Origin of the sequence: Pseudomonas brenneri (assembly GCF_007858285.1) — a bacterium.
Classification (GTDB): domain Bacteria; phylum Pseudomonadota; class Gammaproteobacteria; order Pseudomonadales; family Pseudomonadaceae; genus Aquipseudomonas; species Aquipseudomonas brenneri.
The window spans coordinates 245,035-270,572 of sequence record NZ_VFIL01000007.1; the positions used below are offsets into that span (position 1 = coordinate 245,035).

The window sequence follows — 25,538 nt, forward strand, 5'->3', positions numbered from 1 at the left end:
AGCGCTATGGAATTCACGATCCAACACTTTATCGCGCTTGCGCCGCTGCTGATTACCAGCCTCACCATTGTGGTGGTGATGCTGGCGATCGCCTGGCGCCGCAATCACTCGCAGACGTTCCTGCTGTCCACCGCAGGCCTGAACCTGGCCCTGCTGTCGATTATCCCGGCCCTCAAGGTCGCCCCGCTGGCGGTGACCCCGCTGGTCATGATCGATGACTTCGCGCTGCTGTACACCGCGTTGATCCTCGTTGCGACACTGGCCTGCGTCACCCTCGCCCACGCCTACCTCGGCGAAGGCGGCACCGGCTACCCGGGCAACCGCGAAGAGCTGTACCTGCTGATCCTGCTGGCTGCGGCCGGCGGTATCGTGCTGGTCAGCGCGCAGCACCTGGCCGGTTTGTTCATCGGCCTGGAACTGCTGTCGATCCCGACCTACGGCCTGGTGGCGTACGCCTTCTTCAACAAGCGCTCCCTGGAAGCCGGCATCAAGTACATGGTGCTGTCGGCCGCCGGTTCCGCGTTCCTGTTGTTCGGTATGGCCCTGCTCTACGCCGAAGCCGGCAGCCTGAGCTTCAGCGGTATCGGCCACGCCCTGGCCACCACCAGCATGCCTGCGCCCATCGCCCAACTGGGCCTGGCCATGATGCTGATCGGCCTGGCGTTCAAGCTGTCGCTGGTACCCTTCCACCTGTGGACCCCAGACGTGTACGAAGGCGCCCCGGCGCCGGTGGCCGCGTTCCTGGCAACCGCCTCGAAGGTTGCAGTGTTTGCGGTGATGGTGCGTCTGTTCCAGATCTCCCCTGCCGCCAACACGGGCGTGCTGAGCGACGTGCTGACCGTGATCGCCATCGCGTCGATCCTGTTCGGTAACCTGCTGGCCCTGACCCAGAACAACCTCAAGCGTCTGCTGGGTTACTCGTCCATCGCCCACTTCGGCTACCTGCTGATCGCCCTGGTGGCGAGCAAAGGCCTGGCCGTGGAAGCCATCGGCGTGTATCTGGTCACCTACGTGATCACCAGCCTTGGCGCTTTCGGTGTGATCACCCTGATGTCCTCGCCGTACAAAGGCCGTGACGCCGACGCCCTGTACGAGTATCGCGGCCTGTTCTGGCGCCGTCCGTACCTGACTGCCGTGCTGACCGTGATGATGCTGTCCCTGGCCGGCATCCCGCTGACCGCAGGCTTTATCGGCAAGTTCTACATCGTCGCGACCGGTGTCGAAGCCCACGAATGGTGGCTGGTTGCCTCCCTGGTGTTGGGCAGTGCCATCGGCGTGTTCTACTACCTGCGCGTGATGGTCACCCTGTACCTGATCGAGCCAAACCTGCGCCGTGTGGATGCCGAGCTGCACTGGGAACAGAAAGCCGGCGGCGTGATGCTGCTGGCTATCGCCCTGCTGGCATTCTTCCTGGGTGTGTACCCACAACCGTTGCTCACCCTGGTGCAGCATGCGGTGATGGCGGGTTGATCGCTTAGGCTCAAGCAGTAAACAGAACGGCACCTTAGGGTGCCGTTTTGCGTTTCTGGGAAAGGTTGAAGCCCCCTGCCCAGCTCAAGGAATATTCCTTACTGAAATGCCTCTGTGTCTGGCATCTACCTGCCAGAGCCGCTCGTATGGTGTATGCGCTTTAGGAAGAATCCCACACCAGGGTCACTTGACCCCTGGTACATGGGCCACCAAACTATACGCAGGCTACGTACAGAACATGGATGCTCTATTTATTGAACTGCCGCCCTTTGAGCGGTACCGCAAGGACTATCTGACTGACGAACTGTTTCACGGCTTCCAACAAGAGTTAATGAAGAACCCCGAAGCGGGAGCCGTGATGGAAGGCACCGGTGGGTTACGCAAGCTGCGCTTCGTCGATGAACGACGAAACAAAAGCAAGCGAGGTGGATTGCGCGTCATCTACTACTGGTGGTCAGGTGGCACTCAATTTTGGCTGTTTACGCTGTACGGCAAGCACGAGCAGAGCGACTTGAGCCAACAACACAAAAAAGCCCTCAAACACATGCTGGACAGGGAAATCAAAGCGAGAGGATTCACATGAACCGTGACATTTTTTCCGAACTGGTCGAAGGCTTCGATGCATTGGCCAATGAGCGCCAAGGCAAGGTCACACTACGTACTCATACCGTGCAGCAAAACAAACTGGCCCCTCTCACCGCTGAAGACGTCATTGCAGTACGACAACAACTCAATCTTTCCCGTGCTGTATTTGCCATGTACCTACGCACCAATACACGCACCCTGGAAAACTGGGAGCAAGGCCGCGCGCGACCTAATGCCCAGGCGGCCATACTGATTCGCCTGGTATCAAAGTTTCCGGATACGGTGGAACGATTGGCATTGCTAAGCTAATTATCTGCCTTAAAGACTGCTGAAGCGGTCTTTCACACATCAACAAAAACGGCACCTCACGGTGCCGTTTTACTATCCGACCTACCTCACTTACGCGCCGCCTCCCACGACTTGAGCAAATCGGCATAGTTCACGGTTTCACCCTTGGGTTTCTCGTTCGCCAGTTTCGGCTTCGGTGCGCCCGGCTGGTCGAACCAGTACTGGGCGTCGCGCTCGGGGTTCATCTTCGGTCCGCAGATCGGCTGCACCTTGGAGCGCTCCAGGCGCGTCATGATCGCGTCCTGGTCCTTGGCCAGGCCATCCAGTGCCTGTTGCGGGGTTTTCTCGCCGCTGGCGGCTTCCGAAATGTGGCTCCACCACAGTTGGGCCAGGCGTGGATAGTCCGGCACGTTGGTACCGGTCGGTGTCCACTGCACCCGCGCCGGGCTGCGGTAGAACTCCACCAGGCCGCCGAGTTTGGGGGCCAGGTCGGTCATGGCCTGGGAGTTGATGTCGGATTCGCGGATTGGCGTCAGGCCGACGATGGTTTTTTTCAGGGAGACGGTTTTCGACGTCACGAACTGCGCATAGAGCCAAGCCGCGAGTTTTTGCTTCTCAGGCGTGGACTTGAGGAACGTCCAGGAACCCACGTCCTGATACCCCAGCTTCATCCCCTCCTCCCAATACGGCCCGCGTGGCGACGGTGCCATGCGCCACTTCGGCGTACCGTCGGTATTCATCACCGGCAGCCCGGGTTTGGTCATGTCGGCGGTAAAAGCGGTATACCAGAAGATCTGCTGGGCGATATTGCCCTGGGACGGCACCGGCCCCGACTCGGAGAAGGTCATGCCCGCCGCTTCCGGTGGCGCATAGGCGCGCATCCAGTCGACATACTTCTGCGTGGCAAACACCGCGGCCGGGCCGTTGGTGTCGCCGCCGCGAGTCACGCTGGAACCCACCGGATGGCAGTCCTCGACCCGGATCCCCCACTCGTCTACCGGCAAGCCATTGGGCAGGCCCTTGTCGCCGCCACCCGCCATGGAGAACCAGGCATCGGTAAAGCGCCAGCCCAGGGACGGGTCTTTCTTGCCGTAGTCCATATGCCCGTAGACGCGCTTGCCGTCGATTTCCTTGACGTCTTCGCTGAAGAACTTGGCGATGTCTTCATAGGCTGACCAGTTCACCGGTACGCCCAGTTCATAACCGTACTTTTCCTTGAACTTGGCTTTCAGGTCAGCACGCTCGAACCAGTCAGCGCGGAACCAATAGAGGTTGGCGAACTGCTGGTCGGGCAACTGATAGATCTTGCCGTCTGGTGCGGTGGTAAACGAGATGCCGATAAAGTCCTTGAGGTCCAGGGTCGGCGAGGTGAAGTCCTTGCCTTCATTGGCCATCAGGTCGGTGATGGACTCGGTCTTGCCATAACGAAAGTGCGTACCGATCAAGTCGGAGTCATTGACCCAGCCGTCATAGATATTCTTGTCGGACTGCATCTGGGTTTGCAGTTTCTCCACCACATCGCCTTCCTGCAGCAGGTCGTGGGTCAGCTTGATCCCGGTGATTTCACTGAAGGCCTTGGCCAGTACCTTGGATTCGTACTCGTGGGTGGTGAGGGTTTCCGACACCACATTGATCTTCATCCCACGAAACGACTCGGCCGCCTTGATAAACCACTTCAACTCTTCAAGCTGCTGGGCTTGCGTCAGGGTGGACGGTTTGAACTCGCTGCCGATCCATTTTTTCGCGGCATCTTCATAGGCATCAGCCCAGGCCGCAGCACTCAAGCCGCTGAGGGCCAAGACGGCGGCCAATGAAATGCTATGTCGCAGCTTATTGTTTTTATCGAACATAGAGACCTCCTGGTTGATTTCAGACGGGACCGACAGATGCCCCGACCCATGTAGGAGCGAGCTTGCTCGCGAAAAACCCCAAGACACCGCGTTAATCCAGACAACCTGCGTTATCGTTGACGACTTTCGCGAGCAAGCTCGCTCCTACAGGGGTATGGGGACCACCTCAGCCCCAGCGCATCACAGACAACAGCCACACCACAGACAGCGCGGACGCCACCCAGATGCTCCAGCCGGTTACGCCAATCACCAGCAGGTGCAGGTAGGCGCTCCCGAGAAGACCGATAAACAAGCGATCACCACGCGTCGTGCTGATCGGTAACAAACCGCGCCGGGGAATACTCGGCGAACGCAGCTCCCACGTGGTCATGCCCGCCAACAGCAGGGCAATCGCCGCAAAAAACAGTGCCGTCGGGGTGGTCCAGGCCATCCATTCCATCATCGTTTCCTCAGACCCGACCCAGGGCAAAGCCCTTGGCCACATGGTTGCGAACAAACCAGATCACCAGCATGCCCGGCAAAATGGTCAACACCCCGGCCGCCGCGAGCACGCCCCAATCAATGCCGGAGGCCGATACCGTACGCGTCATCACGGCGGCAATCGGCTTGGCGTTCACCGAGGTCAGCGTGCGCGCCAGCAGCAGTTCGACCCAGGAAAACATGAAGCAGAAAAACGCTGTGACCCCGATCCCAGAGCCAATCAATGGGATAAATATCTTCACGAAGAACTTCGGAAAGCTGTAACCGTCGATGTAGGCAGTTTCGTCGATCTCTTTGGGCACCCCCGACATGAATCCCTCCAGAATCCACACCGCCAGCGGTACGTTGAACAGGCAGTGAGCCAGAGCTACCGCGATATGGGTGTCGAACAGGCCAATCGACGAATACAGCTGGAAAAACGGCAGCAGAAACACCGCCGGCGGCGCCATGCGGTTGGTCAGCAACCAGAAGAACAGGTGCTTGTCGCCCAGGAAGCGGTAGCGCGAAAACGCGTAGGCCGCCGGTAGCGCTACTGTCAGGGAAATAACCGTGTTCAGGCTTACGTAATACAACGAGTTGAGGTAGCCGGTGTACCAACTGGGGTCGGTGAAAATCACCTTGTAGTTGGCGAAGGTGAAGTCCTGGGGAAACAGCGTCAGCCCTCCGAGGATTTCGGTGTTGCTCTTGAAGGACATGTTCAACAGCCAGTAGATCGGCACCAGCAGGAACAGGATGTAGATCAGCAGTGGGATGACCTTGCGCTTGCTCATGTTGGCGGCCTCAGCGGTTGGCGTCGGAGTGGGTCATGGCGGTGTAGAACAGCCAGGACACCAACAGGATGATCAGGAAATACACCAGGGAAAACGCAGCAGCCGGGCCCAGGTCGAATTGTCCTATCGCCATCTGGGTCAAGGTCTGACTCAAGAAGGTAGTGGCATTACCCGGTCCACCGCCGGTCAGCACAAACGGCTCGGTGTAGATCATGAAACTGTCCATGAAACGCAGCATCACCGCGATCAACAGCACGCTCTTCATCTTCGGCAATTGGATATGTCGGAATACGGCCCAGGCCGATGCCCGATCAATCCGCGCAGCCTGGTAGTACACATCCGGGATTGCTCGCAGCCCCGAGTAGCACAGCAGCGCCACCAGGGACGTCCAATGCCAGACGTCCATCACCAGTACCGTGACCCAGGCATCCATGGTGTTGGCGGCATAGTTATAGTTGATGCCCATGGCATTCAGGGTCGAGCCCAACAGGCCGATATCGGCACGTCCAAAAATCTGCCAGATGGTGCCGACCACGTTCCACGGGATCAGTAGCGGGATGGCCATCACAATCAATACCAGGGACGACCAGCGGCCCTTGGTCGGCATGGTCAGGGCGATCGCGATACCCAGCGGGATTTCGATCAGCAGCACACAGGCCGAATAGATGAACTGGCGCAGCAGCGAATCATGCAGGCGCGGGTCAAGCAGCACCTGTTTGTACCAGTCAGCCCCGACGAAATAGCGGCTGGACTGGTCGAAGATGTCCTGCACCGAGTAGTTGACCACGGTCATCATCGGGATCACCGCGCTGAACGCCACCAGCAGGAACACCGGCAATACCAGCCACCAGGCCTTGTTGTTCTGCACCTTGTTCATGGCCGCACCTCCAGCAGGTAATCGTCGGCATACACCATCAGCCATTGCGCCGGAAAACTGATCGAGGCCCGCCCCTCGGGCACCGGCTTGTCTTCGGCCAGGCGTACTTTCAACGGCGCACCGTCGAGGTTGAGCGTCATGATCTTGTAGGTGCCCAGGTCTTCGACATGCATGACGTCGGCCTGCAACGCGTCGGGATTGGGCTCGTCCCACACATGGATAAACTCTGGACGAATCCCGACCTGAAGTTTCTTGTAGGCTTTTTCCGAAATCTGACGTTGCTGCAGCTCGGACAACGCCAGGTGAGTACCGGCAAAACGCACACCACCGGCGTCAGCCTGCACCTCAATCAGATTCATCCCAGGGCTACCGATGAAATAGCCGACAAAGGTATGACTGGGGCGCTCGAACAACTCCCGCGGTGTGCCGAACTGCACAATCTGCCCGCCGTACATCACCGCAATCTTGTCGGCAAAGGTCGAGGCCTCCAACTGATCGTGGGTGACGTAGACCATGGTGATGTTGAACTGCTCGTGGATCTGCTTGAGCTTGCGCCGCAGTTTCCACTTCAGATGCGGATCGATCACTGTCAGCGGCTCATCAAACAGGATCGCCGAGACGTCATCGCGCACCAGCCCACGGCCCATCGATACCTTCTGCTTTTCATCGGCGCTGAGGTTGCGGGCTTTTTTGCCCAACAGGTTCTGCAGGTCGAGCACCTCGGCAATTTCCTGCACCTTGCTGTGCACTTTCGCCTCGGCCATGCCCTGGTTACGCAGGGGGAATGCCAGGTTGTCGAACACCGTCATGGTGTCGTAGACCACCGGGAACTGGAACACCTGGGCGATATTGCGTTTTTCCGGAGTCAGGTCATTCACCACCTTGCTGTCGAACAGTACCTGGCCTTCCGAAGGGCTAAGCAGGCCAGAGATGATATTGAGCAACGTCGACTTGCCACAGCCCGACGGGCCGAGCAACGCGTAGGCGCCACCCTGCTCCCAGACGTGGTTCATTTCACGAATGGCGTAGTCCTCGGGACCGGCAGGCGTAGGGCTGTAGCTATGCGCCAGGTTCTGCAAATGGATCTCGGCCATCAGGCAACCCTCGCGACACGGCGCCCGGGCGCCTGGACCAAGCAGCCCTGGCCATCGAACACAAACAGTTTATGGGTGGGGATATAGATCCGGATCGGCGCATCGACGTCGTATTCGTGCACCCCAGGCAGGTGCAACACCAGTAGGAAATGGTCACTGCGTACATGCAGAAAGGTTTCCGAACCACTGATCTCCGCCACTTCCACGGTCACGGCCAGTTCCAGGTCATCGTCATTGCTGGGTACCAGGCTGATATGACTGGGGCGCACGCCAAAACGGAACTCGCCTTCACCAATCGGCCGCAGGTCCACATTCAATGGGAAGTGCACATCGTTGGCGAAGCTCACCTCGTTGCCGCTAATCCGCCCCGGCATCAGGTTGATTGGCGGTTCGGAAAACAGCTCGGCGGCCAGCACCGTTTGCGGCTGGTGATAGACCTCGGCGGCCTTGCCGCTCTGTATCACCCGGCCTTCATGGAGGATCGTGGTGGTGCCGCCCAGGGCCAGGGCTTCATTGGGCTCGGTGGTGGCGTAGATGGCGATGGTGTTGCGCGCCTTGAACAGCTCGCGCATTTCCTGACGCAGCTCTTCGCGCAATTTGTAGTCCAGGTTCACCAGAGGCTCATCAAACAGGATCAATTCGGCGTCCTTGACCAGCGCCCGGGCCATGGCCGTTCGTTGCTGCTGGCCACCGGACAGCTCCAGGGGATGGCGTTGCAGGAACTTGTCGATGCGCAGCATCTGCGCGGTTTCCAGCACTTTGCTCTGGATCAGTTCGTTGGACACCCCGGCCTGGCGCAAGGGCGAGGCGATGTTTTCGAACACAGTCATGGTCGGGTAGTTGATGAACTGCTGGTAGACCATCGACACATTGCGCAAACGCACGGGCTTGTGGGTAACGTCCACACCGTTCATCAGGATGCGCCCATTGTCAGGCTTATCCAGGCCGGCCATCAGACGCATCAGACTGGTCTTGCCGGACAGCGTACGGCCGAGCAGGACATTGAAGGAGCCTGCTTCGAAGCGCAGGTTGGCATCATCGATCCAGGTCTGGCCTTCGACAACGCGGGTGACATGTTCCAGGGTCAATGACATGACACGACCTTTTTATTATTGGAATTGTTCTTCCAAGGCCAGAGCGAGTTTCGTGCCAGAAATAAAAAGCGCCTATGGTTCAATAAGTTGAGGAAAACCGCCGTTCAGCCCTGAACAGAAATGAACATTCGCAACTGAACAATTGAACAACCAGCGGGTTGACAATGAACAGTTCTGAACAACACTGAATAAGCCTCACCAACGACACAGATCGAAATGTGGGAGCGGGCTTGCTCGCGATAGCGCTGGTTCAGGCACCTGACCTGCAACTGATACACCGCTATCGCGAGCAAGCCCGCTCCCACAATTTGATCGCTTTTCACCGTTAGATTGCGCAAGCCCCAAATAACAATAAAAAGAAGGTCTCCATGGCCGAATCCTTGCCCCACGACACCATCATCCAGGACTCCTGGCGCCGCTGCCGTGCCTTTGGCCTCGATCACCAAAGCGCCCCCAGCTTCGACCAACTGCCCGCCGAGGGCATCAGCCAATTGCTGGAAAGCCAACATTCCCTGGTGCAGACCACTCACCAGGAAGTCCTGCCCTATTACGAGAACATCCTCAGCAACTCCAATTGCCTGATCATGCTCGCCGACAACCACGGCCAGGTCCTCACCTCCTGGGGCACCCAACGCTTTATCGAGCCCAAGCTGGCACGAGGCTTCAATGCCGGGGCCAGTTGGCTGGAGCGCGCCACCGGCACCAATGCCATTGGTACCGCCCTGGCCTGCGCCCAGGCGGTGCATATCGAGCATGACGAACACTTCCTCAAGGCCAACCGCTTCATGACCGGCTCAGCGGCGCCGATCTTTGATGCCAACCGCGAGATCATCGCGGTGCTGGATGTCTCCAGTGACAGCTACCTGCCACCCTCCCACACCCTGGGCATGGTCAAGATGATGAGCCAGACCGTGGAAAACCGGCTGATCCTCAACCTGTTTGGCGGCGAGCACTTCCAACTGACTTTCAACACCGGCCTGAACAACCTCGACAGCCAGTGGGCCGGCCTGCTGATTTTCGATGAAAGTGGCCAGGTGCTTTCAGCCAACCGCCGTGCCGACAACCTGCTGGGCATCAGCCTGTCACGGGTGATGATCGACAGCCTGTTCAAGGTCTCGCTGCTGGAGTTGCTCAATCAGCCCGAAGGCCAGCCCTTTGCCCTACAGGCTGCGGGGCGCAACCGTTTCCAGTGCTTGCTCAAACGGCCCAAACAATCGCCGGTACAGGCCCGGATCTTTAGCGAGCCCGCCCCTGTAACCATTGGCCTGAAGACCCTGCACTTTGGCGACAGCCGCGTGGAAAAGGCCGTGCGCCAAGCCGAACGCCTGCTGGAAAAAGATATCCCGCTGCTGATCCACGGTGAAACCGGTGTCGGCAAGGAAGTCTTCGTCAAAGCCCTGCACCAGGCCAGCTCCCGCAGCCAACAGGCTTTTATCGCAGTCAACTGTGCGGCAATTCCTGCCGAGTTGGTGGAATCGGAGCTGTTTGGCTACGAAAAAGGCGCGTTCACCGGTGCCAACCAAAAAGGCAGCATCGGCCTGATCCGCAAGGCGGACAAAGGCACGCTGTTTCTCGATGAAATCGGTGACATGCCCCTCCCGACCCAGGCCCGGCTGCTGCGGGTATTGCAAGAGCGCTGCGTGCAACCGGTGGGCAGCAGCGAACTGTTCCCGGTGGACCTGCGCATTATCTCGGCCACCAACCGTTCACTGCGCGAGCAGGTGCAGATCGGCAGGTTTCGTGAGGATTTGTACTACCGTATCGGCGGCCTGACCCTGGAACTGCCGCCCCTGCGTGAGCGCAGCGATAAACAGGCGCTGTTCAAGCAACTATGGCAACAGCATCGCGAACCGACGCAATGGGCCGGCCTCAGTGCTGAAGTGCTGGCGTTATTCGAGCAACACCCTTGGCCAGGCAACTTGCGCCAGGTCAGCAGTGTGATGCAGGTCGCGCTGGCCATGGCCGAAGACCAACCAATCCGCCCGGAGCATCTGCCCGATGATTTCTTTGTCGACCTGGGCCAAGCCTCGCCTGCTACGCCATTGGTAATAGGCGATCTGGACGATATCCAGAACCTTCAGCAAAGACTGGCAGCGGTCGGCGGAAATATCTCCCACCTGGCGCGGGAGCTGGGGGTTAGCCGTAATACCTTATACAAGCGGTTACGCGCCGCTACGTAACGGTAACCGACCCTACGGGCAGCCAGCCTCAGATTTATCCGACAGCGTTTTAGGGTTGCTGCTCGGAAGATGCCCCAATAATCTTCGGCAGTCGCTGCAAATTCAGCGACCGGGTTTCGCAGCCCGGTTAAACTCTAGACGCACAGCGTCCACCACAAGATAACGGGCGCTTTTTTATGCCTGATGTCATGGCGGCTGTGCGCGGGATACCTTCGGGTATGCCGGGTTCCTAGAGTCCCGGTCTGCGAACCTGCGTACAGCTGCCACCCAGGTATCGTTTCGCAGCGATGGGTAGCAGTTCCATAACTCTGGGAGCCTTGCCATGATCAAACACAGCCCAAACCCGCCGTTAGACTCAACCTCGCTTCAGGCAGTTGCTCAACGAGCGATTGACTACTATCTGAACCCTCCTGCCGAAACCAAGCGGCCTACTGAAAACCACCGCCTTTTCACCGTGCGCGAAGGGTTAAATGCAGAGGTATTGTTGATCAACGCCTCGGAAGACCTTGCATCGGCTCAAGTATTGGCAACCCATTTGGCTTTTGAAGTAGACGGCACTGCACGGCGTGTGGCGCTAGGAATTTGTCGGATGCTGGAAGGAGTTGAGCTATTGGTGAACAGCGCCGTCGTTCAATGTGGAACTGAGCAAGAAAGAACAAGGCCCACTCACCATCCAGATTAGTCTGCGATAGCCCGTCCGCCATCGCTGGCAAGCCAGCGCCTACAGTTGAGCGGTGTTGATTGGCAAAACCAGCACAAATAAAAACGCCCCGAACCAGTCGGGGCGTTTTTATTCAGCTTGAAGCAATCAGCCGTCAGTCAGCCAAGCGCCAGGTCGTCCCGCCCTTCCCGTCTTCCAACACCACGCCCATGGCGGTGAGTTGGTCGCGGATGCGGTCGGATTCTGCCCAGTCCTTGTTGGCACGGGCATTCAGGCGCGCCTGGATCAGTGCGTCGACCTCAGCTGCATCCACACGCCCTTCGGCGCCGGCTTGCAGGAAGTCGTCGGCTTCCATTTGCAGAACGCCCAGTACGCTGGCCAGTTCTTTCAAACGGGCTGCCAAACCAGCTGCTGCATGCAGATCGCTCTCGCGCAGGCGGTTGATCTCGCGGACCATTTCAAACAGTACGGCGCAGGCTTCGGGGGTGCCGAAGTCGTCGTTCATCACGCTGGTGAAGCGTTCAACAAATGCTTCGCCACCGGCCGGAGCCACCACTGGCAGGCCTTTCAACGCGTGGTAGAAACGTTCGAGGGCGCCCTTGGCGTCCTTGAGGTTGTCTTCCGAGTAGTTGATGGCGCTGCGGTAGTGGCTCGATACCAGCAGGTAACGCACGACTTCCGGGTGGTACTTTTCCAGCACGTCGCGAATGGTGAAGAAGTTGTTCAAGGACTTGGACATCTTCTCGCCATTGATGCGAATCATGCCGCAATGCATCCACGCGTTGGCGTAGGTCTTGCCGGTGGCCGCTTCGCTCTGGGCGATTTCGTTTTCGTGGTGCGGGAACTCAAGGTCGCTGCCGCCGCCATGAATGTCGAAGGTCTCGCCCAGGCAGCAGGTAGACATCACCGAGCATTCGATGTGCCAGCCCGGACGCCCGGCGCCCCACGGCGACTCCCAGCTCGGCTCGCCCGGCTTGGTGCCTTTCCACAGCACGAAGTCCAGCGGATCCTGCTTGGCTTCGTCGACTTCGATGCGTGCACCGATGCGCAGGTCTTCGATCTTCTTGCGCGACAGCTTGCCGTAGCCCATGAACTTGGCGACGCGGTAGTACACGTCGCCATTGCCCGGGGCGTAGGCGTAGCCCTTGTCGATCAAGGTCTGGATCATCGCGTGCATGCCAGGGATGTGGTCCGTGGCACGCGGTTCCATGTCCGGCTTGAGGATGTTGAGGCGCGCCTCGTCCTCGTGCATGGCAGCAATCATGCGCTCGGTCAGCGCATCGAACGACTCGCCGTTTTCGTTGGCGCGATTGATGATCTTGTCGTCGATGTCGGTAATGTTGCGCACATACGTCAAGTCGTAGCCGCTGAAACGCAACCAGCGGGTCACCAGGTCAAAGGCAACCATGCTGCGGCCGTGGCCGATGTGGCAGTAGTCGTACACGGTCATGCCGCACACGTACATGCGCACCTTGTTGCCATCCAGCGGCTTGAAGACTTCTTTGGTCTTGCTGAGCGTGTTGTAGATCGTTAGCACGATGAATCCCTTAAGACTGAATCACTGACCCCACGAATCACGCAAGGTCACGGTACGGTTGAATACCGGAGCGCCTGGTTTCGAGTCCTTGATATCCGCGCAGAAGTAGCCTTCGCGCTCGAACTGGAAACGGTCTTCCGGCTGTGCTTCGCCCAACGATGGCTCGGCACGACAACCAGTGAGTACTTGCAGGGAGTCAGGGTTGATGTTGTCGAGGAAACTGGCGCTGTCTTCGGCCTTCTCAGGGTTGGCCGAACGGAACAGGCGATCGTACAGGCGCACTTCGCACTCGACGCTGGCCGCCGCCGGCACCCAGTGCACCACGCCCTTGACCTTGCGGCCTTCAGGGTTCTTGCCCAGGGTGTCCGGATCGTAGGAGCAACGCAGTTCGACGATGTTGCCATCGGCATCCTTGATCGCTTCGTCAGCACGGATCACGTAGCTGCCGCGCAGGCGCACTTCGCCGTTCGGCTCCAGGCGCTTGTAGCCTTTTGGCGGTTCTTCCATGAAGTCATCACGGTCGATATAGATTTCACGGGCGAACGGCAACTTGCGCACACCCAGTTCTTCTTTCTGCGGATGACGCGGCAGTTCGAGGTTCTCGACCTGGCCTTCCGGGTAGTTGGTGATCACGACTTTCAACGGACGCAGCACGCACATGGCGCGCGGGGCGTTGTGGTCCAGGTCCTGGCGAATGCTGAATTCCAGCATGCCGAAGTCGACCACGCCGTCGGAACGGTTGGTGCCGACCATGTCGCAGAAGTTACGGATCGACGCCGGGGTGTAGCCGCGGCGGCGGAAGCCCGACAGCGTCGACATGCGTGGGTCGTCCCAGCCAAACACGTGCTTTTCATCGACCAGTTGCTTGAGCTTGCGCTTGCTGGTGATGGTGTAGTTCAGGTTCAGGCGGCTGAATTCGTACTGACGCGGATGCGCCGGTACTGGCAGGCTGTCGAGGAACCATTCGTACAGCGGACGGTGACTTTCGAACTCCAGGGTGCAAATGGAGTGAGTGATGCCTTCGATGGCGTCCGACTGGCCGTGGGTGAAGTCGTAGTTGGGGTAGATGCACCACTTGTCACCGGTCTGGTGGTGATGGGCATGGCGGATGCGGTACATGATCGGGTCGCGCAGGTTCATGTTCGGCGAGGCCATGTCGATCTTGGCGCGCAGCACACGTGCACCGTCGGCGAACTCACCGTCGCGCATGCGGGTGAACCAGTCCAGGTTCTCTTCTACCGAACGGTCGCGGAACGGGCTGTTCTTGCCAGGCTCAGTCAGGGTGCCACGGTATTCCTTGGCCTGCGCAGGCGTCAGGTCGTCGACGTAGGCCTTGCCGGCCTTGATCAGTTCCACGGCCCAGTCGAACAACTGGTCGAAGTACTTGGAGGCGTAGCGCACTTCACCGGACCATTCGAAGCCCAGCCACTTGATGTCGCTTTCGATGGCGTCGATGTATTCCTGGTCTTCCTTGGCCGGGTTGGTGTCGTCGAAACGCAGGTGCGTGACGCCACCGAACTCCTGGGCCAGGCCGAAGTTCACACAGATCGACTTGGCGTGACCGATGTGCAGGTAGCCGTTGGGCTCTGGCGGGAAGCGGGTGACGATCTGCGTGTGCTTGCCCGAATCCAGGTCCGCCTGGATGATCGGGCGCAGGAAGTTGACCGGGACGGCAGGTCCGGTCTTGGAATTCGAGGTAGGGTCGACAGTGGGCTTGCTCATAAGATCCTTGAACAGACAGGTTCGTGGCCGGTTGGGGCCAGATAAAACAAAGGGCTTATCATAGCCGAAGCTGTCAAGCCGCTGACAGAGCAGGCTCAAAAACTGCTGCATTTATTGCATGGGCGGTAAAAAACCACCTCGAAATTCCTGCAGGGCACGCTAAACTGCGCGCCTTGGCAGTGTATTGCTGAACGGATGCAGGCGTTGAATACGCCCAACCCCACGAATTCCTTGAAAGAGTAGTGAACATGACTCAAGTCAAACTGAGCACCAACCACGGTGACATCGTCATCGAGCTGAACGCCGAGAAAGCGCCGACCACCGTCGCCAACTTCATCGAGTACGTCAAAGCCGGCCACTACGAAAACACTGTTTTCCACCGTGTCATCGGCAACTTCATGATCCAGGGCGGTGGTTTCGAACCCGGCATGAAAGAAAAGAAAGACAAGCGTGCCAGCATCCAGAACGAAGCGGACAACGGTCTTTCCAACGACAAGTACACCGTCGCCATGGCCCGTACCATGGAGCCGCATTCGGCCTCCGCGCAGTTCTTCATCAACGTGGCTGATAACAGCTTCCTCAACCACAGCGCCAAGACCGTGCAGGGTTGGGGCTACGCGGTATTCGGTAAAGTCACCGAAGGCACCGACGTCGTGGACAAGATCAAGGGTGTTTCCACCACCATGAAATCCGGCCACCAGGACGTACCAGCAGACGACGTGATCATCGAGAAAGCCGAGATCATTGCGTGATATTGCTGATTTCAGACTTACATCTGGAAGAGGAGCGCCCGGATATTACCCGGGCGTTTCTGGGTTTACTCAACGGCCGCGCCCGTAGTGCGCAAGCGTTGTACATCCTGGGAGATTTTTTCGAAGCCTGGATTGGCGACGATGCGATGACCCCGTTCCAGCGCTCCATTTGCGAGGCTCTGCGTGAGCTGAGCGACAGCGGCACTCAGCTATTTTTGATGCATGGCAACCGGGATTTCCTGATCGGCAAGGCATTCTGCAAAGCAGCAGGCGTGACCTTGCTCAAGGACCCCACTGTCGTGCAGTTGCATGGCGAGCCCGTGCTGTTGATGCACGGCGACAGCCTGTGTACCCGCGACCTCGGCTATATGAAGCTGCGGCGCATCCTGCGTAACCCCATCGTGCTGTTTATCCTGCGCCACCTGCCCTTGCGCACCCGCCATAAACTGGCGCGCAAACTGCGCAGTGAAAGCCGTGCGCAAACGCGGATGAAGGCCAACGATATTGTCGATGTGACGCCCGAGGAAGTACCACGGGTGATGCAGCAGTTCGGCGTGCGCACCCTGGTCCACGGCCACACCCACCGCCCGGCCATTCACAAATTGCAGATTGGCGAGCAGGCAGCCAAGCGCATTGTGCTGGGAGACTGGGACAAGCAAGGTTGGGCGTTGCAAGTGGATGAGCAAGGTTTCCAGTTGGCGGCGTTTGACTTCGTCAATCCGCAGTTGGCGTTGCCTGGCGCCTGAGTTACCAACAACACGAATCAAATGGGGGAATGGGCTTGCTCGCGATGAGGGCCCAAAAACCACCCAATCACCCGCGCCGGGCACCGCGCTCGCGCAAATACTCCAGCACCGCAGCCTGCTCCCCGGCAAACTCGATCCGCGCGCCTTTCTTCTCACGCTGGAAGGCGTACATCGGGTCGTAGTACTCGCGCAGCCCGACAATCCAGCCCCGGTGCAAGTCCACACTTCCCGTGCGGGCTTGCTCGGCCAGGGCGTCCTGCATCAGTCCATGCAAATGCTGGTAGCGCTCCCCACCCAGGCGTTTGTGGATATTGGCCAGGCTCTGGGTCAAACGTTCGGCGAACAGGCTCAAACCTGCTTCGCCAAACTCGGCGTTGAACTGTGCGCACAGATCAATGACATAGTCGCGCAAGACCCGCTCGACGCGGTTTTCCAGGCTTTCTTCCAGCCACACCATCGGGTACGCCTGCATGCCCCGATGCAGGTTCAGCGGCAAGGCGCAGCTACCGATCATGCGACTTTCGTCCTCAAGCACAAACTGCTCGATACCCCGCGCGCGCTTTTTCAACACGTCCACCGCCAGGCGGTTCTCGAAATCGATATTGGACGGCTGGCCCGTGGCCCGTTTACCAAAACTGGAGCCCCGGTGATTGGCGTAGCCTTCCAGGTCCAGACCATTGTGCAACTGATGGAGCACCTCAGTCTTGCCGCTGCCGGTCAGACCACCCAGCAGGACGAAATCGCACTGCTCGACAGCCTGCTCCACCGTCTCCAGCAAGAACGTACGCATGGCCTTGTAGCCACCGCCAACCCGGGGATAGTCGATACCCGACTCGTCCTTGAGCACCTTCTGCACCAAGTGCGAACGCAAGCCGCCACGGAAGCAATACAGGTAACCATCAGGGTTGGCCTGGGCAAACGCGGTCCAACGCGCCAGCCGCTCTTGCAAGGTCGCGCCACTGACCAACTGATGCCCCAGCACAATCGCCGCCTGCTGCCCCTGCTGCTTGTAGCAAGTACCCACCCGCTGGCGCTCGTCGTCGGTCATCAACGGCAGGTTGACCACGCCGGGGAACGCGCCCTTGACGAACTCAACCGGGGCGCGGGTATCCATCATCGGGCGGTCGTTGAGAAAAATATCGCGGTAATCGGTGATGTCGATGGGCATCAAGACACCTCTACCGCGTTGCTCTGTCGCTCAACCAACTGACCGATAGGCGCAAGGTTAAGCCCCAGCTCGGCGGCCACCGCCAGGAACTCGGCCTCGCCCTGCGGCGTCACGGCCACCAACAGGCCACCGCTGGTTTGCGGGTCGCACAGCACGCGCTTGTGCAACTCCTGGATGCGTCCCAACTGGCTGGCATAGCTGTCGAAATTGCGCAAAGTGCCGCCGGGCACACAGCCCTGCTCCAGGTAGTACTCGACCCCCGGCAGGCGTGGGACTTTTTCGTATTCGATCAGGGCAGTCAAACCGCTGCCGTCGGCCATTTCCACCAGATGGCCGAGCAGGCCGAAACCGGTGACGTCGGTCATCGCGGTCACGCCAGCCAGCTTGCCAAAGCGGCTGCCAGGCTTGTTGAGGGTACACATCCAGTCCCGCGCCAGGCCGATATCGGCTTCACGCAGTTTGCCCTTCTTCTCGGCCGTGGTGAGGATGCCGATGCCCAGGGGTTTGGTCAGGTACAAGCGGCAGCCGGCGGTGGCCGTGTCGTTGCGCTTCATATGGCGCTTGTCCACCAGACCGGTGACGGCCAGGCCGAAGATTGGCTCCGGGGCGTCGATGGAATGGCCGCCGGCCAGGGGAATACCCGCCGCGTCGCACACTGAGCGGCCACCGCGAATCACTTCCCGGGCGATTTCCGGGGCCAGTACATTGACCGGCCAGCCGAGAATGGCAATGGCCATCAACGGGTCGCCACCCATCGCGTAGATATCACTGATGGCGTTGGTGGCGGCAATTCGCCCAAAGTCGAAGGGATCGTCAACGATAGGCATGAAAAAGTCAGTGGTGGAGACCACGCCGCGCTCTTCATCGATGGCGTACACCGCCGCATCGTCCCGCGAGGCATTGCCTACCCAGAGCTTGGGGTCGAGGTTCTGCGCGCCGCTGCCGGCGAGGATCACTTCCAGCACCTGTGGCGAAATCTTGCAGCCGCAACCGGCACCGTGGCTGTACTGGGTCAGGCGAATCGGCTCGTTCATGGTGGACCTCAAGCTATCAAGTGCGGGGAGTCTACCAGACAGCAAAAAGCCGGCTGGGCTCTTGAGAGCGCAGCCGGCCTTTGGGGTTCAGCGGTTACTGACGGGCAGCGAGCAAACGCTTGTGCCGATTGCGCCGTGCAATGTTCAGGCACTCGATCGCAGCCGAGAACGCCATGGCCGCGTACACGTAGCCTTTAGGCACATGGGCACCGAAGCCTTCGGCGATCAGCGTCATGCCGATCATGATCAAAAAGCCCAGGGCCAGCATGACCACGGTCGGGTTGTCGTTGATGAACTTGGCCAGGGGTTCGGCCGCCACCAGCATCACGATCACCGAGGTCACCACCGCAATGATCATGATCGGCAAGTGCTCGGTCATGCCCACGGCGGTAATGATGCTGTCGATGGAGAACACCAAGTCGAGCAACAGGATCTGCCCGATCGCGGCGGCGAAGCCGATGGCCACGACATTGCCAGTGCTGGTTTTCTCTTCGGGTTCCGGGTCCATGCTGTGATGGATCTCGGTGGTGGCCTTCCACACCAGGAACAGGCCGCCGGCGATCAGGATCATGTCCTTCCACGAGAACGCCTGGCCGAACACTTCGAACACCGGTGCAGTCAACTGCACGATGAACGCGATGGTGCTCAACAGACCCAGGCGCAAGACCAACGCCATGCTGATACCGATGCGCCGCGCCTTGGCCCGGTGCTTCTCCGGCAATTTGTTGGTGAGGATCGAGATGAAGATCAGGTTATCGATGCCCAGCACGATTTCCATGACGATCAGGGTTGCCAGCGCCACCCAGGCGGTGGGGCTGGCGGCCAGTTGTAAAAGGTAATCCATAGGTCAGTCCTGACGTTGTGCTGGGAGATTAGGTTTCTTTGGTGTTCGATTCAGACTCTTTAGTTTCCTGATCGTCCTTTTTTTCTGGACTGATCAAGCCTTGTGTCGCTTCACTCAATGCCTGCTCGGCAGCCTTCTGGGTGTCGTCGATCGCTTGCTTGGCCGATTCACTGGCTTTGTCCAGGACCTGCTGCGTGCTTTTTTCGACCTGATCGCAGCCGCTGATCATCACCAATGAAAGCGCAAGCAACGATGCCGCGCCGAAAGAATTGAGTTTCATGATGTATTCCTCGTTAGAACCATTGGGTCCAAGTAGTGGCCCCGCGATAGCGAGGCATTCTATGCAGGTGAACACTTCAGTAAAATTCGTATTTTTCTCGCGTATACTTCGGTTTTTACGAAGTGATGGCCGTCATGCTCAATTACCGACAACTGCATTACTTCTGGGTGGTGGCCAAGACTGGCAGCATCGTGCGCGCCTGTGAGCAGTTGAACCTCACCCCGCAGACCATCAGCGGGCAAATCAGCCTGCTCGAACAGACATTCGGCATCGCCCTGTTTCAACGGGTCGGGCGCCAACTGGAACTCACCGAAGCCGGGCGCCGGGCCCTGCCCTATGCCGAGCAGATGTTCCAGACCGGCAATGAGCTGGAAGCAATGCTGCGCGCCCAGCCCAATGAACAGCAGATCGTGTTTCGCGTCGGCGTGGCGGATGTGGTGCCCAAGTCCATCGTCTATCGACTGATCGCGCCGACCATGGAATTGAGCGAGCCGCTGCGCATTACCTGCCGCGAAGACAAACTGGAACGCCTGTTGGCCGACCTGGCGATCCAGCGCCTGGACCTGGTGATTTCCGACAGCCCGATGCCGACACACCTGGACATCAAGGGCTACAGCCAGAAACTGGGGGAATGTGGCATCAGTTTTTTCGCTACCCAGGCATTGGCTGATAAGCATAGTGGTGATTTCCCACAGTGCCTGCACGGCGCACCGCTGCTGATTCCCGGCGCGGAAACCGTGGTGCGCAGCCGTTTGCAGCGCTGGTTCGCCGAACAGCAGATCCAGCCCAGGATCATCGGCGAATTCGACGATAGCGCCTTGATGCAGGCCTTTGGTCAATCCGGCAGCGGGATTTTCATCGCCCCCAGCGTGATTGCCGATGAAGTGCTGCGCCAGTACGGCGTGGCACTGATTGGTCAGACGGACGCCGTCACCGAGTCGTTCTACGCGATCTCGGTGGAGCGCAAGGTCAAGCACCCCGGCATCGTGGCGATTACCGAAGGTGCGCGGCGCGAGTTGTTCACCTCACTGCCGGTCTAGGCGCAGGCAACCCGAGTCTTGGCGGTCATCAACCACAGGGCCAGCAGGATCGACAGCAGGATAAAGCCGGATGCCGCGAACCCCAGGCTGCCCAGCCCCAGAGTGTCGATCACCCGCCCGCCGACCATCGCCCCCAGGCCAATGCCCAGGTTGGCCCCGGCAATGTTCAGCGACGCCGCGAATGCCGGGGCATGGGGCGCGGCCTTCATCAACCGCACATGGCTGACCAGGAACAGCGCCGCCTGGGTCACGCCCCAAATGCCCATGGCCGCTGCCAGGCCGAGGGTGGAGTGAATCGCCGGCACCAGTGCCACCATGCCGGCGATCATAAAGCCGCAGAACACCATGGACGCGATCAGCGGATGCTTGTCGACCATGCGCCCACCCAACGAGTTGCCGATCAGGCCCACGGCGCCAAAGCCCATCAGGCACCATCCGACCAGCGTGCCGTCGAAGCCGGCCAGACGCTCAAGAATGTCCGCCAGGTAGGTATAAGCGGTGAACATGCCGCTAAATACCAGGATCGACAGTAAAACGTGGCCCTGCATCAAGGGGTTGCGCAGGATCTTGAACTGCGAGCGCAGGGTTACGTCGTCTTTCTTCACCTTCGTCGCCGGCAGATACACCCACAGCAGCAACGCCTTGAGCACCGCCACCACCGCCAGAATGCCAAAAGCAGTGCGCCAGCCGAACATATCGGAGATCAGGGTACCGACCGGAATCCCGAATACGGTGGCGCAGACGATGCCAAAGCCGATCTTGGCAATCGCCCGGCCAGCGTAGTCCGGGCCGACGATATCCACCGCCGTTTCACTGGCCAGGGCCCAGAACACCGGCAACCCCAGCGCCGGAATCAGCCGTGCCACGGCCATCACCCAGATATTCGGCGCCAGGGCCGCCAGGGTATTGGCCGCGCCGAACATCAACAGAATGCTGATAAACAGGCGCTTGCGCTCGAAACGCGCGAAATACGCGGTAAGAAACGGCCCAAACGCGGCCACGGTGAAGGCAAACAGGGTTACCAGCAAACCGGCCTGGGACACGCTCACATCCAGGTCGCGAGCGATGGACGGCAACAGGCCCACGATCACAAATTCGGTGGTCAACACCGTAAAACCGGCCGCCGACAGCAGCAGGATGGGCAACAACATGAACAACTCCAGAAACGGCGACGCCAGCGTTAGCCCAAGGGCCCGCTGACAGAGAGATAAGAAGAGGATGGCGAATCTTAACAGAATGTGACCAAACCACGCACGGCGCTGGCGACTGAATGCCGCAGCAAACCGGATATTTCCTACAGCATGTTAGACTTCGCGCCCTGCATAGCGCTGCACACATTAAAAAAACTAGAGACAACTCTTTATGACTGCTGCCCCTTCGCTGCTTCAACGCCTCATGCGCGTCAGCCTGGTGACCCAAATTATCATCGGCCTGGTTGCTGGCATCCTACTGGCCCTGCTGTCGCCCAGCGCGGCCCTGTCCACCGCGTTTATCGGCAAGGTATTTGTCTCGGCGCTCAAGGCCGTCGCGCCGATCCTGGTGTTTGTGCTGGTGATGGCCTCGATTGCCAACCACAAGCATGGCCAGGAAACCCATATCCGCCCGATCCTGTTCCTGTACTTGCTGGGTACCTTTTCGGCAGCGGTCGTGGCGGTGATTGCCAGCACCCTGTTCCCGTCGAGCCTGGTCCTGGCCACCCATGACGTGGCCGTCAGCGCGCCGGGCGGTATCGGTGAAGTGCTGCAGAGCCTGCTGCTCAGCGTGGTGGACAACCCGGTCAGCGCCCTGATGAACGCCAACTTCATCGGCATCCTGGCCTGGGCCATCGGCATGGGCATTGCAATTCGCCATGCCGGGCAAACCACGCGCACGGTGCTGGACGACCTGTCCAACGGTGTCACGCTGATCGTGCGCGTAGTGATTCGCTTTGCGCCGCTGGGCATTTTCGGCCTGGTGGCCTCGACCCTCGCCGCTTCTGGCTTCGACGCGTTGCTCGGCTATGCGCACCTGTTGCTGGTACTGATCGGCTGCATGCTGTTCGTGGCCCTGGTGGTCAACCCGGCCATCGTGTTCTGGAAACTGCGTCGCAACCCCTACCCGCTGGTGCTGCTGTGCCTGCGCGAGAGCGGTATCACTGCATTCTTCACCCGCAGTTCGGCGGCCAATATCCCGGTCAACCTGGCGTTGAGTGAACGCCTGGGCCTGCATGAAGACACCTATTCGGTATCGATCCCGTTGGGCGCAACCATCAACATGGCCGGCGCCGCCATCACCATCACCGTGCTGACCCTGGCGGCCGTGCATACCTTGGGCATTGCCGTTGACCTGCCGACTGCCGTGCTGCTCAGCGTGGTGGCTGCGGTGTGTGCCTGTGGCGCATCCGGCGTGGCCGGTGGCTCGTTGCTGTTGATTCCACTGGCGTGCAGCCTGTTCGGCATCCCAAGTGAAATCGCGATGCAAGTGGTAGCCGTGGGCTTCATCATCGGGGTGTTGCAGGATTCGGCGGAGACTGCGCTGAACTCGTCCACTGACGTGTTGTTCACCGCAGCGGCGTGCCTGGGCCAGGAAGACAAGAACCCAGCCTGACACAACAGTGGGCGCTGACTTCTGTAGGAGCTGGCTTGCCTGCGATAGCATCACCTCGGTGCAACTGATAGACCGAGGTGCCTGCATCGCAGGCAAGCCAGCTCCTACAGAGCCAGCGCCCACATTTGTTTTGGGGTGTTACTCAGTACTTAGAACGCGCCCATGTAGTCGCGCTTGCCCACTTCCACACCGTTATGACGCAGCAAAGCGTAAGCGGTGGTGACGTGGAAGAAGAACTGCGGCAGGCCGTAGGTCAGCAGGTAGGACTGGCCGCTGAAGCGTTTTTCTTTCGGGGTGCCTGGGCGGGTGACGATCTCGATACCTTCCTTGCCGTCGATCTGCGCCGGGGTGATGGTGTCGATAAAGGCCAGGACCTTGGCGATCAGCGCTTGCAGGTCAGCGAAAGTGACTTCGCTGTCTTCGTATTTCGGTACTTCGATCTCGGCCAGGCGCGCGGAAACGCCCTTGGCAAAGTCCACGGCGATCTGCACCTGGCGTACCAGCGGGAACATATCCGGGAACAGGCGCGCCTGCAGCAAGGCATTGGGGTCGATGTTCTTGGCAGTGGCGTGGGCCTCGGCCTTGTTCAGCACGTCGCTCAGGGCGTTGAGCATTTGCTTGAAGACTGGGAGGGAAGCGGCGTACAGGGAAATAGTCATGACAGTCTCGACAATAGTGGCGGGGTTGGACAGCGGCGATTATAGCCATGCGCGTCGCTTGTCTTTTATTTTTTCGGGATTAGGCTAGTGGGCTCACAGCATAGGGAAAGCGCGATGACCACCGAGCACGACACCACTTCCTCCGAACCGCGCCTCAACAGCACGGAAATCCGCGTCCTGGGCAGCCTGATCGAAAAACAGGCGACCAACCCGGAAACCTACCCGCTGACCCTCAATGCCCTGGTGCTGGCCTGCAACCAGAAAACCAGCCGGGAGCCTGTGACCAACCTCAGCCAGGGCCAGGTCGGCCAAAGCCTGCGCGCCCTGGAGGGACGGGGTTTTACCAAGCTTGTGATGGGCAGCCGCGCCGATCGCTGGGAACACCGCGTGGACAAGGCCCTGGAATTGGTGCCGGCGCAGGTGATCCTCACTGGCCTGATGTTTCTGCGCGGCCCACAGACGGTCAATGAACTGCTGACCCGCAGCGGGCGCATGCATGACTTTGAAGATGCCGAACAGGTGGTACACCAACTCGAACGCCTGATCGCCCGTGACCTGGCGGTGTTGGTGCCCAAGCAGGCCGGGCAGCGCGAAGATCGCTACACCCATTCCCTGGGCGACCCGGCGGATATCGAGGCGATCCTCGCCGCTCGTGGTAACCCGGCGGAGCGCAGCAGCGCAGGCGCAGTTTCCGTGGAGCGCATCGAAGAGCTGGAGGCGCGGATTGCGGCGCTGGAAGAGCGCCTGTCGCGTCTCGAATAACACCTTGTCCCTTGTAGGAGCGAGCTTGCTCGCTCCTACAGAAAGCAGAATCCGCTTAACTGACTGGCATTAGGGCAAGCCAGCTCCCACATGGATCAACTGTGTTTTTTCAGAGCGATTACTGTCGAGCGAACGCCACCGCTTTCTGAAACTGCTCATCCGTCGGTCGGATGCCGGTGTACAGCACGAACTGCTCCAGCGCCTGGATCGCAATCACTTCCAGGCCAGTAATCACCCGCTTGCCCTGGGCCCGGCCACGCACAATCAGCGGTGTTTCGGCGGGAATCGCCACCACATCGAACACCGTGTCCGCCAAGTCAATCGCAGCAGCCTCAAACGCCAGATCCTCGGCCTGGGCGCCGCCGGTCATGCCGATCGGCGTCACATTGACCAGCATCTGCGGGCGCGTCTCGCCCAATGTCGCCTGCCACGTATACCCCAGGTTGTGCGCCAGGGCCCGGCCGGCGGCTTCGTTACGGGCAACGATCAGGCCATTGGCGTAGCCACCATCGCGCAAGGCACTGGCCACAGCCTTGGCCATGCCGCCACTGCCGTGCAGGGCGAAGGTCGAATCCTTGGGCACGGCATGCTTTTTCAGCAACTGCTCAATGGCAATGTAATCGGTGTTGTAGGCCTTGAGATGGCCGGCGGTGTTGACGATGGTGTTGATCGAAGCGATAGCACGGGCCGAGTCATCCAGTTCATCGACCAGCTCGATGCAGGCCTCCTTGAACGGCATCGACACGCCGCAGCCGCGAATACCCAGGGCGCGGATACCGGCCACGGCGCCGTTTAAATCCTGGCTGCTGAAAGCCTTGTAATAGAAATTGAGCCCCAACTGCTCATACAAATGGTTATGAAAACGTAGGCCGAAATTACCTGGGCGGGCCGACAGTGACATGCACAGTTGGGTATCTTTGTTGGGGTTCATCAACATCCAATGACTCCTTCATCAAGTAAGCAAACCGGTACAGACCTTACACAACCTTTACCTAGTGGCGGTGCTGTTTTCCTGAAATACGTTGTCTTAAAAGTATCCCCGCGACAATCCTTGAGTCT

At 59.4% G+C, this 25,538-nt stretch carries 25 protein-coding genes; 10 read left to right on the forward strand and 15 right to left on the reverse strand.

Going from position 1 to position 25,538, the window contains the following annotated elements; translation table 11 throughout:
* Window positions 1–6: 6 nt before the first annotated feature.
* The 3 genes from nuoN (at window position 7) to FJD34_RS17590 (ending at window position 2,364) form a co-directional block, all read left to right on the forward strand.
* The gene (gene nuoN, locus FJD34_RS17580) at window positions 7–1,470 is read left to right on the forward strand and encodes an NADH-quinone oxidoreductase subunit NuoN (RefSeq protein WP_029293335.1); all 1,464 of its coding nucleotides are present in this window, start codon (window positions 7–9) and stop codon (window positions 1,468–1,470) included.
* 238 nt (window positions 1,471–1,708) lie between these two features.
* On the forward strand, window positions 1,709–2,053 hold the full coding sequence (locus FJD34_RS17585) for a toxin (RefSeq protein ID WP_090291415.1): 345 nt from the start codon (window positions 1,709–1,711) through the stop codon (window positions 2,051–2,053).
* Window positions 2,050–2,364: a helix-turn-helix domain-containing protein gene (locus tag FJD34_RS17590; RefSeq protein WP_032857393.1), complete on the forward strand. Its 315-nt coding sequence runs from the start codon at window positions 2,050–2,052 to the stop codon at window positions 2,362–2,364. The genes FJD34_RS17585 and FJD34_RS17590 overlap by 4 nt, the downstream gene beginning before the upstream one ends.
* 86 nt (window positions 2,365–2,450) lie before the next feature.
* Here the strand turns inward: FJD34_RS17590 and FJD34_RS17595 are convergent, their stop codons facing one another.
* From FJD34_RS17595 to FJD34_RS17620, 6 genes are all read right to left on the reverse strand, one after another.
* Window positions 2,451–4,193: an ABC transporter substrate-binding protein gene (locus FJD34_RS17595; RefSeq protein WP_090291416.1), complete on the reverse strand. Its 1,743-nt coding sequence runs from the start codon at window positions 4,191–4,193 to the stop codon at window positions 2,451–2,453.
* Between the two features lie 166 nt (window positions 4,194–4,359).
* Window positions 4,360–4,632, reverse strand: a complete 273-nt coding sequence (locus FJD34_RS17600; RefSeq protein ID WP_029293327.1) for a DUF2160 domain-containing protein — start codon at window positions 4,630–4,632, stop codon at window positions 4,360–4,362.
* A gap of 10 nt (window positions 4,633–4,642) precedes the next feature.
* Window positions 4,643–5,443 (reverse strand): carbohydrate ABC transporter permease, encoded by an 801-nt coding sequence (locus FJD34_RS17605; protein WP_032857395.1) that lies wholly within the window; start codon window positions 5,441–5,443, stop codon window positions 4,643–4,645.
* Between the two features lie 10 nt (window positions 5,444–5,453).
* Entirely contained in the window at window positions 5,454–6,320 is an 867-nt protein-coding gene (locus tag FJD34_RS17610) for a carbohydrate ABC transporter permease (protein ID WP_032857398.1), read from the reverse strand.
* On the reverse strand, window positions 6,317–7,414 hold the full coding sequence (locus FJD34_RS17615; RefSeq protein WP_032857399.1) for an ABC transporter ATP-binding protein: 1,098 nt from the start codon (window positions 7,412–7,414) through the stop codon (window positions 6,317–6,319). Before FJD34_RS17615 ends, FJD34_RS17610 begins: the two co-directional genes overlap by 4 nt.
* Window positions 7,414–8,508: an ABC transporter ATP-binding protein gene (locus FJD34_RS17620; protein WP_032857401.1), complete on the reverse strand. Its 1,095-nt coding sequence runs from the start codon at window positions 8,506–8,508 to the stop codon at window positions 7,414–7,416. Before FJD34_RS17620 ends, FJD34_RS17615 begins: the two co-directional genes overlap by 1 nt.
* Before the next feature lie 368 nt (window positions 8,509–8,876).
* On the opposite strand from FJD34_RS17620, the gene FJD34_RS17625 reads away from it, so the two are divergent.
* Window positions 8,877–10,688 (forward strand): sigma-54-dependent Fis family transcriptional regulator, encoded by a 1,812-nt coding sequence (locus tag FJD34_RS17625; protein ID WP_090291417.1) that lies wholly within the window; start codon window positions 8,877–8,879, stop codon window positions 10,686–10,688.
* 322 nt (window positions 10,689–11,010) lie between these two features.
* On the forward strand, window positions 11,011–11,370 hold the full coding sequence (locus tag FJD34_RS17630) for a DUF6124 family protein (protein WP_090291418.1): 360 nt from the start codon (window positions 11,011–11,013) through the stop codon (window positions 11,368–11,370).
* 133 nt (window positions 11,371–11,503) lie between these two features.
* On the opposite strand, the gene cysS is transcribed toward FJD34_RS17630, so the two are convergent.
* On the reverse strand, window positions 11,504–12,886 hold the full coding sequence (gene cysS, locus FJD34_RS17635) for a cysteine--tRNA ligase (protein ID WP_032857406.1): 1,383 nt from the start codon (window positions 12,884–12,886) through the stop codon (window positions 11,504–11,506).
* A gap of 21 nt (window positions 12,887–12,907) precedes the next feature.
* Complete coding sequence (locus FJD34_RS17640) at window positions 12,908–14,608, reverse strand: glutamine--tRNA ligase/YqeY domain fusion protein (RefSeq protein ID WP_032857408.1); 1,701 nt, start codon at window positions 14,606–14,608, stop codon at window positions 12,908–12,910.
* 248 nt (window positions 14,609–14,856) lie between these two features.
* Here FJD34_RS17640 and FJD34_RS17645 point away from each other — a divergent pair, with 248 nt between their 5' ends.
* Together FJD34_RS17645 and lpxH are read left to right on the forward strand one after the other, a co-directional pair.
* A complete protein-coding gene (locus FJD34_RS17645) occupies window positions 14,857–15,360 on the forward strand; it encodes a peptidylprolyl isomerase (protein WP_032857410.1) in 504 nt (167 codons plus the stop codon).
* Window positions 15,357–16,106: a UDP-2,3-diacylglucosamine diphosphatase gene (gene lpxH / locus FJD34_RS17650; protein WP_032857411.1), complete on the forward strand. Its 750-nt coding sequence runs from the start codon at window positions 15,357–15,359 to the stop codon at window positions 16,104–16,106. Before FJD34_RS17645 ends, lpxH begins: the two co-directional genes overlap by 4 nt.
* A gap of 67 nt (window positions 16,107–16,173) precedes the next feature.
* On the opposite strand, the gene mnmH is transcribed toward lpxH, so the two are convergent.
* The 4 genes from mnmH to FJD34_RS17670 all read right to left on the reverse strand — a co-directional run bounded on the left by mnmH (window position 16,174) and on the right by FJD34_RS17670 (window position 19,432).
* Entirely contained in the window at window positions 16,174–17,274 is a 1,101-nt protein-coding gene (gene mnmH, locus FJD34_RS17655; protein WP_090291419.1) for a tRNA 2-selenouridine(34) synthase MnmH, read from the reverse strand.
* Window positions 17,274–18,308 carry a selenide, water dikinase SelD gene (gene selD / locus FJD34_RS17660; RefSeq protein ID WP_032857414.1) on the reverse strand — a complete coding sequence of 345 codons (1,035 nt, stop codon included), beginning with the start codon at window positions 18,306–18,308 and terminating at the stop codon, window positions 17,274–17,276. The genes mnmH and selD overlap by 1 nt, the downstream gene beginning before the upstream one ends.
* 94 nt (window positions 18,309–18,402) lie before the next feature.
* A complete protein-coding gene (locus tag FJD34_RS17665) occupies window positions 18,403–19,152 on the reverse strand; it encodes a TerC family protein (RefSeq protein WP_032857415.1) in 750 nt (249 codons plus the stop codon).
* 28 nt (window positions 19,153–19,180) lie between these two features.
* Window positions 19,181–19,432, reverse strand: coding sequence for a hypothetical protein (locus tag FJD34_RS17670; protein ID WP_032857417.1), 252 nt, complete (start codon window positions 19,430–19,432; stop codon window positions 19,181–19,183).
* 134 nt (window positions 19,433–19,566) lie between these two features.
* Between FJD34_RS17670 and nhaR the strand changes: the two genes are divergently transcribed.
* Entirely contained in the window at window positions 19,567–20,472 is a 906-nt protein-coding gene (nhaR, locus tag FJD34_RS17675) for a transcriptional activator NhaR (RefSeq protein WP_032857418.1), read from the forward strand.
* On the opposite strand, the gene FJD34_RS17680 is transcribed toward nhaR, so the two are convergent.
* Window positions 20,469–21,623: an MFS transporter gene (locus FJD34_RS17680; protein WP_032857421.1), complete on the reverse strand. Its 1,155-nt coding sequence runs from the start codon at window positions 21,621–21,623 to the stop codon at window positions 20,469–20,471. The genes nhaR and FJD34_RS17680 overlap by 4 nt on opposite strands.
* A gap of 211 nt (window positions 21,624–21,834) precedes the next feature.
* Here FJD34_RS17680 and sstT point away from each other — a divergent pair, with 211 nt between their 5' ends.
* On the forward strand, window positions 21,835–23,058 hold the full coding sequence (gene sstT / locus FJD34_RS17685) for a serine/threonine transporter SstT (RefSeq protein ID WP_032857422.1): 1,224 nt from the start codon (window positions 21,835–21,837) through the stop codon (window positions 23,056–23,058).
* A 149-nt stretch (window positions 23,059–23,207) separates the two neighbouring features.
* Here sstT and FJD34_RS17690 read toward each other — a convergent pair whose 3' ends face one another.
* The gene (locus FJD34_RS17690; protein ID WP_032857425.1) at window positions 23,208–23,717 is read right to left on the reverse strand and encodes a DUF1993 domain-containing protein; all 510 of its coding nucleotides are present in this window, start codon (window positions 23,715–23,717) and stop codon (window positions 23,208–23,210) included.
* Window positions 23,718–23,831: 114 nt separating this feature from the next.
* Between FJD34_RS17690 and FJD34_RS17695 the strand changes: the two genes are divergently transcribed.
* The gene (locus tag FJD34_RS17695) at window positions 23,832–24,479 is read left to right on the forward strand and encodes a YceH family protein (RefSeq protein ID WP_032857427.1); all 648 of its coding nucleotides are present in this window, start codon (window positions 23,832–23,834) and stop codon (window positions 24,477–24,479) included.
* A gap of 118 nt (window positions 24,480–24,597) precedes the next feature.
* Here FJD34_RS17695 and FJD34_RS17700 read toward each other — a convergent pair whose 3' ends face one another.
* Complete coding sequence (locus FJD34_RS17700) at window positions 24,598–25,416, reverse strand: shikimate 5-dehydrogenase (RefSeq protein ID WP_065944423.1); 819 nt, start codon at window positions 25,414–25,416, stop codon at window positions 24,598–24,600.
* Window positions 25,417–25,538 lie beyond the last annotated feature (122 nt).

Excerpts from the sequence above, each read along its gene's own strand:
- nuoN (WP_029293335.1), top strand. The coding sequence starts at position 7 with ATGGAATTCACGATCCAACACTTTATCGCGCTTGCGCCGCTGCTGATT.
- FJD34_RS17585 (WP_090291415.1), top strand. The coding sequence starts at position 1,709 with ATGGATGCTCTATTTATTGAACTGCCGCCCTTTGAGCGGTACCGCAAG.
- FJD34_RS17590 (WP_032857393.1), top strand. The coding sequence starts at position 2,050 with ATGAACCGTGACATTTTTTCCGAACTGGTCGAAGGCTTCGATGCATTG.
- FJD34_RS17595 (WP_090291416.1), bottom strand. The coding sequence starts at position 4,193 with ATGTTCGATAAAAACAATAAGCTGCGACATAGCATTTCATTGGCCGCC.
- FJD34_RS17600 (WP_029293327.1), bottom strand. The coding sequence starts at position 4,632 with ATGGAATGGATGGCCTGGACCACCCCGACGGCACTGTTTTTTGCGGCG.
- FJD34_RS17605 (WP_032857395.1), bottom strand. The coding sequence starts at position 5,443 with ATGAGCAAGCGCAAGGTCATCCCACTGCTGATCTACATCCTGTTCCTG.
- FJD34_RS17610 (WP_032857398.1), bottom strand. The coding sequence starts at position 6,320 with ATGAACAAGGTGCAGAACAACAAGGCCTGGTGGCTGGTATTGCCGGTG.
- FJD34_RS17615 (WP_032857399.1), bottom strand. The coding sequence starts at position 7,414 with ATGGCCGAGATCCATTTGCAGAACCTGGCGCATAGCTACAGCCCTACG.
- FJD34_RS17620 (WP_032857401.1), bottom strand. The coding sequence starts at position 8,508 with ATGTCATTGACCCTGGAACATGTCACCCGCGTTGTCGAAGGCCAGACC.
- FJD34_RS17625 (WP_090291417.1), top strand. The coding sequence starts at position 8,877 with ATGGCCGAATCCTTGCCCCACGACACCATCATCCAGGACTCCTGGCGC.
- FJD34_RS17630 (WP_090291418.1), top strand. The coding sequence starts at position 11,011 with ATGATCAAACACAGCCCAAACCCGCCGTTAGACTCAACCTCGCTTCAG.
- FJD34_RS17640 (WP_032857408.1), bottom strand. The coding sequence starts at position 14,608 with ATGAGCAAGCCCACTGTCGACCCTACCTCGAATTCCAAGACCGGACCT.
- FJD34_RS17645 (WP_032857410.1), top strand. The coding sequence starts at position 14,857 with ATGACTCAAGTCAAACTGAGCACCAACCACGGTGACATCGTCATCGAG.
- mnmH (WP_090291419.1), bottom strand. The coding sequence starts at position 17,274 with ATGCCCATCGACATCACCGATTACCGCGATATTTTTCTCAACGACCGC.
- selD (WP_032857414.1), bottom strand. The coding sequence starts at position 18,308 with ATGAACGAGCCGATTCGCCTGACCCAGTACAGCCACGGTGCCGGTTGC.
- FJD34_RS17665 (WP_032857415.1), bottom strand. The coding sequence starts at position 19,152 with ATGGATTACCTTTTACAACTGGCCGCCAGCCCCACCGCCTGGGTGGCG.
- FJD34_RS17670 (WP_032857417.1), bottom strand. The coding sequence starts at position 19,432 with ATGAAACTCAATTCTTTCGGCGCGGCATCGTTGCTTGCGCTTTCATTG.
- nhaR (WP_032857418.1), top strand. The coding sequence starts at position 19,567 with ATGCTCAATTACCGACAACTGCATTACTTCTGGGTGGTGGCCAAGACT.
- FJD34_RS17680 (WP_032857421.1), bottom strand. The coding sequence starts at position 21,623 with ATGTTGTTGCCCATCCTGCTGCTGTCGGCGGCCGGTTTTACGGTGTTG.
- sstT (WP_032857422.1), top strand. The coding sequence starts at position 21,835 with ATGACTGCTGCCCCTTCGCTGCTTCAACGCCTCATGCGCGTCAGCCTG.
- FJD34_RS17690 (WP_032857425.1), bottom strand. The coding sequence starts at position 23,717 with ATGACTATTTCCCTGTACGCCGCTTCCCTCCCAGTCTTCAAGCAAATG.
- FJD34_RS17695 (WP_032857427.1), top strand. The coding sequence starts at position 23,832 with ATGACCACCGAGCACGACACCACTTCCTCCGAACCGCGCCTCAACAGC.
- FJD34_RS17700 (WP_065944423.1), bottom strand. The coding sequence starts at position 25,416 with ATGTTGATGAACCCCAACAAAGATACCCAACTGTGCATGTCACTGTCG.